General features: G+C 45.4%; 16 protein-coding genes. 12 read left to right on the top strand and 4 right to left on the bottom strand.

Translation table 11 applies throughout. The features are described from left to right. Positions 1 to 35 precede the first annotated feature (35 nt). The 3 genes from ASG16_RS07820 to ASG16_RS07810 all read left to right on the top strand — a co-directional run bounded on the left by ASG16_RS07820 (position 36) and on the right by ASG16_RS07810 (position 2,320). The gene (locus tag ASG16_RS07820; protein ID WP_056491767.1) at positions 36 to 929 is read left to right on the top strand and encodes a YybI family spore inner coat protein; all 894 of its coding nucleotides are present in this window, start codon (positions 36 to 38) and stop codon (positions 927 to 929) included. Between the two features lie 144 nt (positions 930 to 1,073). Continuing rightward, complete coding sequence (locus ASG16_RS07815) at positions 1,074 to 1,415, top strand: hypothetical protein (protein ID WP_048034529.1); 342 nt, start codon at positions 1,074 to 1,076, stop codon at positions 1,413 to 1,415. 146 nt (positions 1,416 to 1,561) lie between these two features. Further along, complete coding sequence (locus ASG16_RS07810) at positions 1,562 to 2,320, top strand: carbon-nitrogen hydrolase family protein (RefSeq protein WP_056491764.1); 759 nt, start codon at positions 1,562 to 1,564, stop codon at positions 2,318 to 2,320. A 64-nt stretch (positions 2,321 to 2,384) separates the two neighbouring features. Here the strand turns inward: ASG16_RS07810 and ASG16_RS07805 are convergent, their stop codons facing one another. Both ASG16_RS07805 and ASG16_RS07800 read right to left on the bottom strand, forming a co-directional pair. After that, the gene (locus ASG16_RS07805; protein ID WP_056491761.1) at positions 2,385 to 3,245 is read right to left on the bottom strand and encodes an MBL fold metallo-hydrolase; all 861 of its coding nucleotides are present in this window, start codon (positions 3,243 to 3,245) and stop codon (positions 2,385 to 2,387) included. A gap of 111 nt (positions 3,246 to 3,356) precedes the next feature. After that, the gene (locus ASG16_RS07800) at positions 3,357 to 4,424 is read right to left on the bottom strand and encodes an NAD(P)/FAD-dependent oxidoreductase (protein WP_056491758.1); all 1,068 of its coding nucleotides are present in this window, start codon (positions 4,422 to 4,424) and stop codon (positions 3,357 to 3,359) included. Positions 4,425 to 4,597: 173 nt separating this feature from the next. Here ASG16_RS07800 and ASG16_RS07795 point away from each other — a divergent pair, with 173 nt between their 5' ends. After that, on the top strand, positions 4,598 to 4,861 hold the full coding sequence (locus ASG16_RS07795) for a DUF1450 domain-containing protein (RefSeq protein ID WP_056491755.1): 264 nt from the start codon (positions 4,598 to 4,600) through the stop codon (positions 4,859 to 4,861). A gap of 103 nt (positions 4,862 to 4,964) precedes the next feature. On the opposite strand, the gene mqnE is transcribed toward ASG16_RS07795, so the two are convergent. After that, positions 4,965 to 6,068 carry an aminofutalosine synthase MqnE gene (mqnE, locus tag ASG16_RS07790; RefSeq protein WP_048034525.1) on the bottom strand — a complete coding sequence of 368 codons (1,104 nt, stop codon included), beginning with the start codon at positions 6,066 to 6,068 and terminating at the stop codon, positions 4,965 to 4,967. A 336-nt stretch (positions 6,069 to 6,404) separates the two neighbouring features. Between mqnE and ASG16_RS07780 the strand changes: the two genes are divergently transcribed. The 6 genes from ASG16_RS07780 to ASG16_RS07755 all read left to right on the top strand — a co-directional run bounded on the left by ASG16_RS07780 (position 6,405) and on the right by ASG16_RS07755 (position 11,732). Beyond that, complete coding sequence (locus ASG16_RS07780) at positions 6,405 to 6,626, top strand: aspartyl-phosphate phosphatase Spo0E family protein (RefSeq protein WP_056491752.1); 222 nt, start codon at positions 6,405 to 6,407, stop codon at positions 6,624 to 6,626. Positions 6,627 to 6,777: 151 nt separating this feature from the next. After that, the gene (erpA, locus tag ASG16_RS07775; protein ID WP_007716763.1) at positions 6,778 to 7,137 is read left to right on the top strand and encodes an iron-sulfur cluster insertion protein ErpA; all 360 of its coding nucleotides are present in this window, start codon (positions 6,778 to 6,780) and stop codon (positions 7,135 to 7,137) included. Positions 7,138 to 7,297: 160 nt separating this feature from the next. After that, positions 7,298 to 8,524 carry a DUF5050 domain-containing protein gene (locus tag ASG16_RS07770; protein ID WP_056491749.1) on the top strand — a complete coding sequence of 409 codons (1,227 nt, stop codon included), beginning with the start codon at positions 7,298 to 7,300 and terminating at the stop codon, positions 8,522 to 8,524. 130 nt (positions 8,525 to 8,654) lie between these two features. After that, positions 8,655 to 9,239, top strand: a complete 585-nt coding sequence (locus ASG16_RS07765) for an RNA polymerase sigma factor (RefSeq protein ID WP_056491746.1) — start codon at positions 8,655 to 8,657, stop codon at positions 9,237 to 9,239. Between the two features lie 100 nt (positions 9,240 to 9,339). Then, positions 9,340 to 10,131 (top strand): hypothetical protein, encoded by a 792-nt coding sequence (locus tag ASG16_RS07760; protein ID WP_241970717.1) that lies wholly within the window; start codon positions 9,340 to 9,342, stop codon positions 10,129 to 10,131. A 119-nt stretch (positions 10,132 to 10,250) separates the two neighbouring features. Further along, positions 10,251 to 11,732 carry a DUF4153 domain-containing protein gene (locus tag ASG16_RS07755; RefSeq protein WP_056491740.1) on the top strand — a complete coding sequence of 494 codons (1,482 nt, stop codon included), beginning with the start codon at positions 10,251 to 10,253 and terminating at the stop codon, positions 11,730 to 11,732. A 28-nt stretch (positions 11,733 to 11,760) separates the two neighbouring features. Here ASG16_RS07755 and ASG16_RS07750 read toward each other — a convergent pair whose 3' ends face one another. Continuing rightward, positions 11,761 to 12,339: a netrin-like domain-containing protein gene (locus ASG16_RS07750; RefSeq protein ID WP_241970716.1), complete on the bottom strand. Its 579-nt coding sequence runs from the start codon at positions 12,337 to 12,339 to the stop codon at positions 11,761 to 11,763. A gap of 55 nt (positions 12,340 to 12,394) precedes the next feature. On the opposite strand from ASG16_RS07750, the gene ASG16_RS07745 reads away from it, so the two are divergent. Together ASG16_RS07745 and ASG16_RS07740 are read left to right on the top strand one after the other, a co-directional pair. Further along, the gene (locus ASG16_RS07745) at positions 12,395 to 13,189 is read left to right on the top strand and encodes a metallophosphoesterase (RefSeq protein ID WP_056491734.1); all 795 of its coding nucleotides are present in this window, start codon (positions 12,395 to 12,397) and stop codon (positions 13,187 to 13,189) included. Between the two features lie 120 nt (positions 13,190 to 13,309). After that, positions 13,310 to 13,690 (top strand): cupredoxin domain-containing protein, encoded by a 381-nt coding sequence (locus tag ASG16_RS07740; protein ID WP_056491731.1) that lies wholly within the window; start codon positions 13,310 to 13,312, stop codon positions 13,688 to 13,690. Positions 13,691 to 14,026 lie beyond the last annotated feature (336 nt).

Here is a 14,026-nt window from a genome sequence, read left to right as displayed (position 1 = left end):
AACCAATAACTTACCATCTAGTGGAGGCCATAACGATGAATAAAAAATGGATGAAGCCTGTTACATATTTGCTGCTTGCAGGAGTTGTAGGCGTAGCTGGATTTTCTGCAATAAATACACAAGTAGCCCACGCAGACTCTGAAAAAGGAAAGCTGTTCTCTGCCGCAACTGAATTGAAGCTCGCGAAAAACACCTATGTGATCGATCAAAAAACGGCTGACGTGAATGGCGATAAGAAGGATGACGTCGTATACCTGATTGGCGAAAAGGAAAAAGCGGACGACATCTATTCCTCCAATATGAACATCGTAGTGAAAGACGGAAAATCCGGCGCTTATAGCCAAACGGATATCAAAGAGCTGGGCGGCTATGAAGGCGAGCTGACTCTCGTAGACTTCACGGGTGATCATGTTGCGGATGCGTTTGTGAAAACAGCGACTGGCGGAAGCGGCGGTGTTTACAGCCACGTAATCGCTACCTTTGAAAACAACAAGCCAGCCGTGATTTTTGGTGAAAAGGAAAATGAAGGAATCCGTTACGAGGGGAAATTCGTGGATGGCTTTAAAGTAGAGGGCAAAGGCTCCCACTTGGATAAGCCGCTGACGCTTGACGTGAGTGCCAACCAGGATGTATACGTAGCGGCCAAGCTGTATGACAAAGCAGGGAAAGTACAGCCAACCGAAGATGCTGTTTCTGTATTCTCCTATCCATTCGGTTCTTTGACTCCAGTCGATATGGATGCGAACGGCACATTTGAGCTGGTAGGGGAACAACGTCTAGTAGGAATGAACAACACAGATACCGTTTCTCGTATCAATTCCGTCTGGGGCTACCAAGGGGAAGGCAAATGGAATCCATGGGAAGTAGAGTACTCTACTTTCTTGAAAAAACACCCGGGTGAAGCGATCAACACAATGATTGAAAAGTAAAAATTATAGAGTTTGATACGCAGCCTCCTTTTCATGACGGAAATGAAAAAGGAGGCTGTTTTTCGTAGCCAGCGAATGGTTCTATCAACCGACTTTTTCTCATATGGATTTTGGGTACAGGGGTAACCAAAGGAGGAAGAGCGGATGGACCAACCGATTGCTCGCTACTACGAGTTAAAGGAAATTCAAAAGCAGGTAGAGGAAGAGTTGAACGAGCTACGTAGTAAGCTACTTGAAGCTTACAGCGAAGCAGGCAGCGCAGAGGAAGGAGAATACAAGCTGCTGATCTCCTATCAGGACCGGCGAGAATACAACGATGAACGCCTTTACAATGCCTTGCCAGATCCTTCGCTTTGGCGCCTCATGTCGAAGGCGGATACCGGGAAAATTTCGAGTTTGCTCAAGCTGAACGTTATTCAAGAGAAGGTACTGGCAGACACCTTTGAACCGAAAAAAGTACCAGTTTTACGTGTCCAAAAGCGATAAACCAGCAAAATAAGGGAACCGTCAGGAATAATCTTGACGGTTTTTTTGCATGGGAAGAATTATTTTGTATAATGGAATGATATTGAAAATTCCTGTTTTTTCCTTGTTTTTCTCTAGTAAATCTTCCATAGAAAGAGGTATCCCCCATGAAAATAGGCTTGGCTCAGACGAGGTTCCCCCAATCAGCGGCGGAGGGGCTAGCGATCATCAAACAGCAGATGATCAACGCTGCGCAAAACAATTGCGATCTGATTTGCTTTCCTGAATCGGTGATTCCAGGGCTGCGTGGTGTAGGCTATGAAGTGGAGGCATACAATCATGAGGTACAACGCAGAGCTTTAGAAGAGATTCGTGCGCTGGCGAAGGAATGCCAGCTCGCCGTCATTTTACCGATGGAATGGAAGGATGAGCGCGGCTATCATCTAGTCGCCTTTGTTGTGGGGAAACAGGGAGAAGATCTTGGGCTGCAAATAAAAAATCAGATCGATCCAGAGGAGGATCAGTTTGACTATGTTCCGGGCGAAGGGCGCCTATTGTTTACGATAGAGGATGTGTCGTTTGGCATTGTCATTTGTCATGAGGGATGGCGATATCCAGAGACGGTACGGTGGGCGGCACGCCGCGGGGCCAGCATCGTTTTCCATCCGATGTTTACAGGAGAAGTCAGCAATCCCGATTTTTACAACGGGGCAATGGTTTGCCGAAGCTTGGAAAACAACATCTACTTTGCCAGCGTGAACTACGCGATTCCGAATCAACAAGTGACGACGACGCTGATCTCGCCGACCGGGGAACGGCTATGTGTGGCGGCTTCAGGGGGCGAAGAGCTACTTGTGTACGAGATTGATCCTGCGAAAGCTACGCGATTATTGGCCAAGCGCTTCCAGCCTAAGTTGGTTGAATAGGAAGGTATCGTCTTACCAAAAAAGCTGACGCCCATACCACCCCGACGTCAGCCTTTTTGTCTGCCTACATCTCCTTGTCCACATAACGTCCATACTTGGGGACAGCTACCCGATCAAACTCCGCAACCAATTGGACCAATCCATCGGCCAGCTCCTCGCCATACATAGGTGGACCGTGACCGGTGATTGCATACGCAGGGGCGAGATTGGCAAGCTTTTCGACGGATTGCCGAGCTGCCTGCCAATCGGTTGTCAAATAAACAGGAGGACCGGTCAATTGCTTTTGCTGAGTCACGACTTGATACAATGAGTCCTGCTTTACCGTAACAAAAGCGTCTCCTGCGAGGAGAGTTCTGTCTTCATCACGAAAGAAGGAAATGTGCCCTGGCGAATGTCCAGGTGTATGTATCCAGCGCCATCCAGGCATTCCGGGAACACTCCCGTCTTCGGGCAAAGGATGAACATGGCTGCCCAAATCGATTGGTTCATTTGGAAACAACGGCGAAATCTTCGCAAGCAGCCCGCCCTCAACCGTTCCATCTGGCTCCGGATAGCATTTTTGGCCTGTCAAATAAGGGATTTCAAGCGAATGGGCATAGACAGGAACCTTCCACGCTTTTACGAGCTCGATGACTGCCCCGACATGATCGAAATGGCCGTGAGTAAGCATGATGGCTCTTGGCTTGGCTTCCTTCCCAAAGCGCTCCCGGGCAATCTCGATGATTTGTTCGGCAGATTGTGGCATCCCTGCATCTACCAGAACCCATGATTTTGAATCTCCGACCAGCGCGATGTTTACAATTTGAATGGTGTAGCATTCTACATCTGGTCTGACTGTTTCTTCGACTCCACTTCGAAAGGAAGTCATCGGCATGTAATTGTCAGCCAGCGTATCTTTCATATCCTCGTATGTATTTGGTTCCATTGAAAAAACCTCCAAGCTAGTTATTCTGGTCTAGCATATTATGTGGGTTTCGCTTGGAGATTATATACAAAAAGAAAACCTGTTAGGCCATCCGGCCAACAGGCTTGTGCACTATCCCATATGCTTTTTATACATCCATAGCTGACCGCTCTTGATGACACGAGCCATCTGACCGACCAGAGACATTTTTCCCATGCTGGCGAAGCCTTCCTTTTTGCCGAGGGAACCGAGGAAGCCTTTGTGCTTGAGAGCAGGCAATGAAGCTGGATACTCCTCACCTTTGATGTCTTTTTTCAACATCAAGGCAATTTGATCGCCTTGGATCTCGGCTGTTTGCGCGCTCGGCGCGATGATGGTGCTTGCACAGTCACCTACTACATACACGTTCGTATGGGATGGGATTTGATGATACTGATTTAGTTTGGCGCGTCCGATGTTGTCTGTTTCGATCGGCAGAGAGCGCACGATTTTGTTTGCTTGAATACCTGCTGTCCATACAATAACATCACTTTCAACAGGCTGATTGTGGTTGTACACGATCCCTTGCTCGATGCTAGTGACATTTGCCATGGAAACAAGCTGTACATCGTGTTCAATGAACCATTGAGAAGCATATTCCTGAAGCTTTTTCGGGAATGGGCTCAAAATGCTTTGACCACGGTCGATGATGCGTACATTCAGGTCGGGACGGCTCTCGCGCAGCTCAGCAGCCATTTCCACCCCGGAAAGACCACCGCCCACAACGCTAACCGTACCGTATGGGTTCACATTATTGATTGCCATGTATGTGTTGCGAGTAGCTCCCATGGTTTGGATCGAACATGTAAATTGATCAGCACCAGGGATATCATGGTAACGATCCTCACAACCCAATCCGATTACTAGCCAATCGTAGGAGAGGGTGTCCCCGTTAGCAAAATTGACGACCTGCTCGTCCAATTCCACGCCAGCAATTTCACCGTATTTGACGGTCAGGCGTGGATCGTTTGGAAATGTAACACGCAGGTGAGATTCCGGTGTAGTACCTGCCGCCAGAGCGTAATACTCTGTTTTCAAGCCATGAAACGGCATACGGTCTACGAGGGTTATAAACACGTCATCTGGTAAATCAGGGGACAGGACTCGCTCAATAATACGAAGACCCCCGTATCCTCCTCCAAGGATCACAAGTCGTTTCATAGAAGGTCTAGTCCTTTCTTCTGTCCGTTTTTTACAGCACCCACTCTATTTTTAGTCTCTTTCACTAAAAATGCAAGCAGAATCTTTTTCCCGTTTTCTCCGCTGGATTTTTATCAAAGTCGCGGTACAATAAAGTACATGATGATGTCGAAATAATCGGTAGGTGACAATAGATGAAACCACTAGTAGAATTTTGCGCGAGCAATGTTTCCTCCTATACGCAATCCGTCGTGGATGCATTGGAAAATGATCCTGAGCTGGATGTGGACGTACTCGAGTACGGCTGTCTGGGGTATTGCGGTGAATGCTACATGGAGCCATTTGCGCTCGTAAACGGCACATTGGTACAAGCTCCAACAGCAGATGAATTACTGGTAAAAATCAAGAATAAATTACGGGAGGAAGAAGAGCTGCTGGATGCAGATTTTCCTCTGTAGATTGTTCTCTTAGGATGTTCATTGGGGAGCATGATCAACCGTGCGCGTATCAAAATAGTAAAGCTGATGCCCAAGTGATTTGGAGCATCAGCTTTTTTATGGATTAATGTTCTTTGATCACGTTGTAGAAGGTATCGCGTTCCAGGGCGCGTTTTCCTGCGCCTTTGATCAACCAAACCAACTCATCTACAGTCAGAGCTTGCTGGGTAAGTGCACCGGCTGAGTGGCTGATGCGCTCCTCGATCAAGGTTCCGTGAGCATCGGAAATTCCCATTTGCAGAGAAAGTTGAGTGAGCTGGGTACCGATGTTGATGAAGTATGCTTTGATATGCTGGAAGTTATCGAGCATCAAACGGCTGATTGCCATTGTTTTCAAATCATCAATGGCAGAGTTGCGGCGTTTGATGCCTGCTGTTGCTTTGATCGGTTGAACTGCCAATGGAATGAACACCATGAAGCCGTTTGTGTCATCTTGCAGCTCGCGCAGGCGGAGCATGTGGATCACGCGCTCTTCCAATGTCTCGATGGAGCCGTACAGCATGGTGGTATGTGTTTTCAAGCCTAACTCATGAGCCGTGCGGTGTACTTGCAGGTACATGTCTGTACTTGCTTTTTCCGGGCTCATTTTCATCCGATAGCGCTCAGTCAAAATCTCAGCGCCACCACCAGTAAGGCTTTGGAGACCAGCTTTCATCAGCTCTTGCAAAACCTCGCGGATGGATAGACCGGAGATGCGGGAGAAGAACTCAATCTCTGCACCTGTGTACGATTTAATCGTCACATCCGGGTACGCTTTTCTCAAGGTACGAAGGGTGTCGAGGTAGTAGTCAAATGGCTTGTGCTGGTTATGTCCGCCAACGATATGGAATTCACGGATACCGGGATGGAAGCGAGTTTCTACATAATGAAGCAACTCTTCCATGCTCATCGTGTAGGCACCTTCATCCCCTTCATCGCGGCGGAAGCCACAGAATTTGCAATGAGCTTCACATACGTTGGTTGGGTTGATGTACAGATTTTGCAAAAAGTAAACGTTATCCTGATTCTTGCGATAGTTAACAACGTTAGCCAATTGTCCAATCGTCAAAAGATCGTTGGAATTAAAAAGGGTGACACCGTCTTCCAAGGTAAGTCTTTCGCCATGCATAACTTTTTCAGCGATTCCGGCGAGAGATTTGTCTTGTATGGCAATCGTTTCAAGCGCCATTCCAAACACTTCCTTTCAAAGTCAATGGTTCTTAGATGAAAGAGCTTTAATCCAGTCGTACCCAATCGATATTCGTTCCATGGGAGTGGAAAGGCTCTTAGGAATAGAGTAAATCTCGGGCAACAAGAGCACCTATATTATAAACCTCTTGGTAAGTACGAACAATATCATAAGTTCTCCAACTCTCTTGTAGGAAGTCGCGAATGTAAAAATGTAACCATTACCGTCGTATTTTTGGTATATTTTCGGAAATAAAGGAATTTTTGTTTGCGAAATTCTAGCTGTTCTTGTAAAATATAGTAAGAAAGCCTGATCTATTACTAGGAGGAGCTTCAAATGCGGGACGTTTTGCTCGAGAAAATCGAACTCCTTCGACAGCGTATGGTAAATATGGGGTTAGAGTTTGGGTTAGATCATCCAGATGTCCTAGAATACAGTATACAAATTGATCAACTACACAACGAACTGAACCAGATCGATCATAGTCTGTCTAAGGCAGAGAACCGGAAGAAAGCTTATAGATTTTATCTAATGGAAAACAATGCACATTTTGCATAGGAAGGGGAAACCCTTCTTTATTTATTTGTAAAGAGAGAATGAGCGCGTAAAGTGCAGGGGAACCTTGTGGGAAGAAGCGTTTCTTAGTAAACTGAATATACTGGTTGTAACAAGTGCAGGAACGATGAGCCTGTGAAGGAGGGAAAGAAGCATGATTACATTGACAGAGCGCGCCAGTCTGAAGGTAAAAGAAATGCTGGCAGCAGAAGGCAAGCCCGATGTGTTTTTGCGGGTAGGTGTCAGAACAGGTGGTTGCAGCGGCTTTACCTACGGGATGGGCTGGGACGAAGAGATGAAAGAAGGCGACGAGACCTTCGAGCAAAACGGTGTGAAAATTGTTGTCGATAAGGACAGCTATCCATACATTAAAGGTACAGAGATCGATTTCAAGGAATCGATGATGGGCGGAGGCTTCTCCATCGAGAATCCGAATGCTGTCGCTTCTTGTGGGTGTGGATCTTCGTTTAAGACGGCACTCGCCGAAGGCAAAGCGGAGAAATGTGACGACTAAAATTGCATACAGAGACCTCTTGTATTCGTGCAGATAACTGACACGAATGCAAGAGGTTTTTTTATTGAAAAGGACAAAGTGTTTTACAAAATATGGTTCTCTTCATATAGTTAGAAATAAATGGAATGTACATACAAAAGGAAGGTAGGATGTCTTCAGCATGCAGACGATAAGACGGATTTTGACGATCTTTTTTTCGCTTATTTTTTTATATGGTGCAGTCCCTCCGACGATTCATGGGGCTCCCGAGTCAAAAGCGGTAGTGGGAGGTAGTCTTGCGTTCTCTCCCCGTGGGCAAGTAGAAGTTGGTCAGAAGGTCACGATAACAGCAACGATTGCCAAGAGGGGGGAGATAAAAGAAGAAGCGAGATTCAGTATCGAAGGCCCCGACGAAGAGCTTGAGATGGACGAAGTGAAAATAAAAGAAAAAAGTAAAAAATATGAGGTTACGGGAACATTTATCCCGGAGGAGCCAGGGAAATATACTATTAAGTTAAGTCTGTTCATGGAAGATGAAGATGGACAAGAGATAGAGGCATTGGTTGATGGCAGTATCCGTATCAACTCGAAGTGGATTTACTACTATGTTCCTGAGAATGGCAACCATTCGAGAGGAACAATCTACAAGGATAGATTGGAAAAACAGGAAGCACTGAAAGTAAGCAAGGCCAATCATTTAACGGGTGAAATTCATCAGGATGAGGATGGGATTTATTACTTGCGTGTCACGGATCCAAGAGAGCTTGGAGGGATATTCAAAAGCACGCTTTACACGATCAAACATGGACGGAATACGCCAGAAGCACTCGAGTTTGCAGGGAAAAAAATTACGTCCCTATCCGTTGTAGATGGCTATATACACTTTACGGCGTATACAAGTGATAACAAATTCGTATTGTACAAGTCAAAACGAAAATCTGACAAGAAAGATATAGTACGAGAAAACGTAGATTTCGCAACCGTATCAGATGATTGGTATTATTTTCACGACAGTGTGGATCAGGGACTATATAAAATGAGGCTGGACGGAACGGACGAAACAAAACTGACCGATGATGACACAAAAATATATATAAACCAGAGCCCGATTGGTGTCTATACTGATGCGATCTCTTTTCGGGATAGTAATTTTAAACATGTCCTCATGACCAAGGATGGAAAGATCTTAAAGGATATGAAAGCTCTCAACGGATATATCGTAGAAGTAGTGGATGGAAGCATCTACTATAGTACTCATGACAATGCGTTGTACCGTGCAGAGATCGATTCGGACGAAAAAGAAAAAATCGTCGATTTCGAGAAAGATGCCATTGTAGAGATTAACGTAGCGAAACAATATGTCCTCTACATGAAAAAGAACAAGGAGCTATATAAGGTGAAATGGTAATAACACTTGAAATCCATACGAAGGTATGGATTTTTTTGTGCGGATTTTCCTTAATGAAAGAAAAATTTCCAAATCGTGTCACAAAATGACGCCTTTGTTTGTTATACGTGCGAATCGGAGGTGAGAGGGCTTGGATCATAACGAAATGGAGCAAGCGCTAAAGGAGGTCAGAGCCGGGGATATCGACCAATTTGGTTTGATCATCGATGCGATGCAAAAGCCGTTGTTCGTGTACTGCTATCACATGCTGGGACACCGACAGGAAGCGGAGGATGCTGTCCAGGAGGTTTTCTTGAAAGCATTCGAGCAGCTAGATAGCTATCGACACAACGTTTCTTTCTCGGCATGGATGTATAAGATTGCGTATCATCATTGTCTGAACCTCTTAAACAGAGCGAGGCTGAATCGCGTGGTCACTTTTTTGCGAGCGGGGATTCAGACGGTCAGTCGCCATGAGGGGGAAAAGAAAGTAGAGGATACGGAGTATTTGAACAACCCTCTTCATGTAGCAATATCAAAGCTATCTGTAAAAGAGCGGAATCTGCTGATCTTGCGTGTGGTGGAAGAACGCAGCTACGACGAGCTGGCCTTGTTGTTTGATACAAAGCCAGCTACGCTGCGAAAACAGTATGAACGGGCATTGAAAAAATGTAAATCTTACATGCTCGTGAGTGAAGGCGGTGATAGACATGACTCGATCTCAGCAACCCGATGATTGGAAACAACAGCTAACCGCCGCCGCCGATGATTTCGATGTCAAGGAACAGGTCCTTCAAAGAATCAAGGAACGAAAAAGTATATCGGAGGGAAAACAAATGAAAAAAAGATTGGGATTAATTGTTGCAGCCATTCTTGTGTTCGGAGGAACGTCTGCCTATGCAGCCATGAAGGTATACGAATTGAAGAATGAAAAAGGGGAAGCAGTTGTGAAAGTGCAACAAACTACTACTCCACTACAAAAAGGTAGCGCTGAAAGTATAAAGACCTTTGAAGATGCACGAAATTCGCTTAAGCCAGGAGAAGGTGCAGCTATTTATATACCTGGACCGGACAATCCGAAAAAACGTGTTTCCTTCACATATATTCCTGTCGAACATCTGACCACAGCACCGTTGCAGAAAGAAGTGAGCAGCTTTTATGAAGTACCAGCAGAGATAGCAGGTGGTTACAAGTTTGTAAAAGGACATGTCGAGTATCCATTTGATTATAGCCAACCAGAATTATTCGCAGAAATGCACAAAGAGGCGGAGAAGGACAAGAAACAAATCGTCATGCGAAAAGTATCTCCTAAGCCGGTAATAAATAGAGTCTTTACGTTGTACAAAGGGAGTGCAGGAGCAGAGAAGGACGGGGACGTATACATCGCCATCACGAACTTTGAGGGTGTGAAATGGATTGAGGAAGAAGCAGGAGAGGATGCCATCGTAGAAAAAGTGAAAGTGCAAAAATATGAGGGAATGTATATAGCTAGGAAGCTAATAGATGGAACTGAAGAGAAGGTCGTAAAGGTCTACCAAGAGGACAAGAATAGACTCATCGAAGTGGGTGCCATGAATTCTGCCCCGACGAAAAAAGATTTACTGATGATTGCCGAAAATTTAAAGTAGATATACTTGGCTAAAAATGTAACATTTATCCAAATTTGCACGTACTTACAAGAGCAGCTCCTTCGTGGAGTCTGCTCTTACCTTTTTTAGGGCAAAAGCATGAGTAAGGAGTGAAGAAGTTGGCTGATGTTAAGCAAGTACAAAAAGGCTTGCAGTGGCTATTGCTGGGGGCATTTGGGATCGGTTTACTGTTTGACTGGATGTTTTACGGTAAAGGATTGGGTATCTCGTATCTATTGTTCGTAATCGGCTTATACGTTCTTTTTATTTGGCAGGCTAGACAACGTATTCATATAAGCTTTTCTCGAAAGCAAGTATTCGACTGGATATGGACTCTTCCGATTTTTCTATTGGCGCTAACCTTTTTTCTATTTTCCAATCCGCATTTTCACCTGTTCAATCTGTTGCTGATCCCGCTACTATTCGTGATCCAAACGATCCTGATCACCAAGCGTCATCAAGCGAAATGGTACGAGGCAGGCTTTTTTATGGAAATGATGGAGACATTGCTTCTTTACACCCCGAAGCATACGCGCCTGCCATTTAGGCTGACAAAGGAATGGATCAAGGGTAGGGTGAATCAGGAGAAGTATGGGGTGATGAAGAAGGTTTTCATCGGAATCGGCATCTCGGTGCCTCTACTGGTGATTGTACTTTCCTTGCTCTCGAATGCGGATAGTGTGTTTGGACATTTTCTGGGTCAAATCCCGCGGAGGGTGATTGATGTCAATTCACTTGAAGCAATCTTTCGAATGCTGCTAATCGGGCTCATTACGATCCTTGTGTTTGCTTACATGTATTCTCTTTTCGGGAAACGAGAAGAAGTAGTGGATTTGCCTGTACCTGAAGATGACAAAAAGATCGTCTGGGACGGAGTGATTCTCGTAACGATTCTGGCGATCATCAATATTGTGTACACAGCGTTTACATACATTCAGATATCGTATTTGTTCAGCGGGGCGAAGCGAGTTTTACCAGATGAATTGACGTACGCCGAGTATGCTAGAAATGGCTTCAATGAGCTGGTGACGGTCACCGTTATTAATTTCTTGATTCTCCTATGCACGATGTACTTCGCATCACGGGCAAAAGCAATGCTCTACCGGATCATTCAGGTTCTGCTGAGTATGCTGACGATTTGCACGGGCTTCATGCTCGTGTCCGCCTATTTTCGCCTCTCATTGTATGAGGATGCTTATGGGTATACGCATACGCGGCTGTTAGCTCACGTTTTCATGATTTTTCTGTTTGTGCTGTTTATCATTGCTCTCTTGAAAATTTGGCGTAACGGTTTTTCTCTGATCAAGTATTACGCGATTGTGACACTCGTGAGTTACGTCATTCTGAATTACATCAATATGGACGTCATCATTGCCAAAAACAATGTACAGCGCTATCATGCGACTGGACACATCGATATCGAGTATTTGAGCGAGCTGTCTTATGACGCCATACCAGTGGTTATGGAGCTTGTGCGGGACAAAAAGGTAGAAGAAAAATTCATGGAGTTGCTGCAAGAGCGGAAAGAGATTTTGTATGAGGACAATAGCTGGCAGTCCTTTAATCTCTCGGAGTATCGGGCAAAGGCATATCTTCCATGAAATATAGTGAGGACGGAGACGAGGTGATCTATCGTCTCCGTTTTGTTTGGAACCAAATGAGATAGAACAAGATTCCTCCTGAGATGATGACAATAACCGAGGTTAAATCATCATTCCAATTAAGATTTGCTGAAGGGACAGGCACTGTTCCAGACCCCAATACTTGCAAGTCTTCTCCTGCATCTGCTTTGAGGACTGTTCGTGTACAGATATTGGTTTCTAGCTCATTTAGCTCCCAATAAGAGGCATAGACAAGATATTCTTGACCTGGTTGAAAAGGAATGCCGCATCCGCCTCCAAGACCGCCAGTGACGATCTGAACTTGTGTCTGATCCACTCCTTTCCACGTGGACTGCACCTCGAAAATAACATCAAAGCCCCCTCGCTCTGGTTTATCCCAAAAGGGAAGCCAACGAAGCGAGTCAGTTCGCTCATTTACCTGAAGCACCTTGCCTGTAAATACAGCAGCAGACTGATCCTTTGCTGTTAAAGGGTCAGGAGGTCTGGCACAACTACAGGCCGACGCAGGAAAGGGCTGGATAAAAAAGGTGAAAAGAATCACGAACGAGAAAAAAGTAAGCATACCTTGAGCGTTCCTAATAATCATCACTGATCCACTCCTCTAAATCATAAGACGGGGAAAAGAGAGGATTGTTCCGAAAATGATGACAACGATTATTTTGTGTATCCTGGTAGGAATAATCTTTCTTGCCTACCATACGACTTATGTCAAAACATCGGTAGTGAAGCTGACGATCCCTTCTGTACCCCCACTTACATTGGTTCATCTTTCCGATCCTCATGGACGAACACGGTTTTGGAATGGAGAGTTGCACAAACTGGTGAATGTTCACAAGCCGGATTTGGTGATGGTGACCGGAGATTTGACACAGCACAGCGGGCAGTTGACGCGTGTGTTGAATGAGCTAGCGAAAATAAAGAGCGAGGATGGGATATGCTTCGTTCCTGGCAATTACGAGAGAGAAGTAGGAAGATTTCGCAAAAAGGTTTATTCCGATGCTGTCTACGGTTCCCAAAAAGAGGCCTGGCAGCAGGTGATGACGGTGTTGGAAAACGAGAGTGCCGTGATCGAAAAGGACGGCAGTCGCATTTGGATATACGGCTTCGATAATTCGGTTTACGGCAATGAACGGCGTCCGAGGCAAGAGTTCCAGCAGGCGAACTTGACGATATTTTTGGCCCACTCTCCCAAGATAATCTCATTGATTCACAACGAGCGTTTGAAAGCTGACCTTCTCTTGACCGGACACACCCACGGGGGACAAATTCGCTTGTTCAATCGTACTGTTGGTGCCTACAAGCATTTTCATATCGGGCAAAAAGAGGATCAATTCGTTGGCGTATTTGGCATCAGTCGCGGGCTTGGTACTTCCAGGCTGCCAATCCGGCTGAATTGCTTTCCAGAGATCACGGTGTACGCGATCAATCAATCATGAACGCTCGTGTTCATCAATCGTTCCCCAATTCGTCACTGTTCGTTCACACGATCCCAGATTTTGGATTGATTTCATCGAGTAAGATGGAAGTGTAGAAAAAGAAGAAAGAAGGGGTCAAACGTGAACAAGAAGTGGGGTCTATTGATTTCTTCAGTTGCATTGTCTGCCATGTTGATGACGGCATGCGGCGGAGACAAGGAAGCTGCTAGCACGGATGCAGCGGCTCCTGCGGCGACTACTGGTACACAAGTGAATATCGAAGCTAGTAACTGGAAATTCAATCAAGAAACCTTTGAAGTAAAAGCTGGCGAAGAGTTCACGATCAACTTCAAGTCGACAGAAGGCTTTCACGGTATTGGTATCCAAGGGCTGGATGTAGACCTTCAAAAAGATGGCAGCAAAACGATGAAAATCGATACAGCCGGTGAGTACACCATCTTTTGCAACGTGATCTGTGGACCGGATCATGGCAAAATGGTAGCAAAATTAGTCGTGAAATAATTCGATTCTCTCATTGTCATAAAACAACAAACAAGCACTTTGGCCTGCATAGCGGGTCAAGGTGTTTTTTCATTTCACAGGTGGGGACATACTACATAGGCAGCCACTCATCGAGTAAGGGAGGGAACCATATGTCCAAGCACAACAACAAAGACAAACGCCCAACAGAAGCATCTGCCGGCTCACGCAGCACTCCTCCGAAAACGGGAGAGAACACCGGACATAATTTGCGGAAAGAAGATCGATCGTAGCATAAGGCTAAGCAGAAAGTAGGAGAAAGTCCTCCCCTGACGAGAGCCGTGCAAAATACTCTCTATCTTGAAAAGAGACGTTCTC

This window comes from Brevibacillus sp. Leaf182 (genome assembly GCF_001423865.2).
GTDB lineage: Bacteria > Bacillota > Bacilli > Brevibacillales > Brevibacillaceae > Brevibacillus > Brevibacillus brevis_C.
Note: the sequence above shows the minus strand (reverse complement) of the source record. Positions and strands in the feature narration are given on the sequence as shown.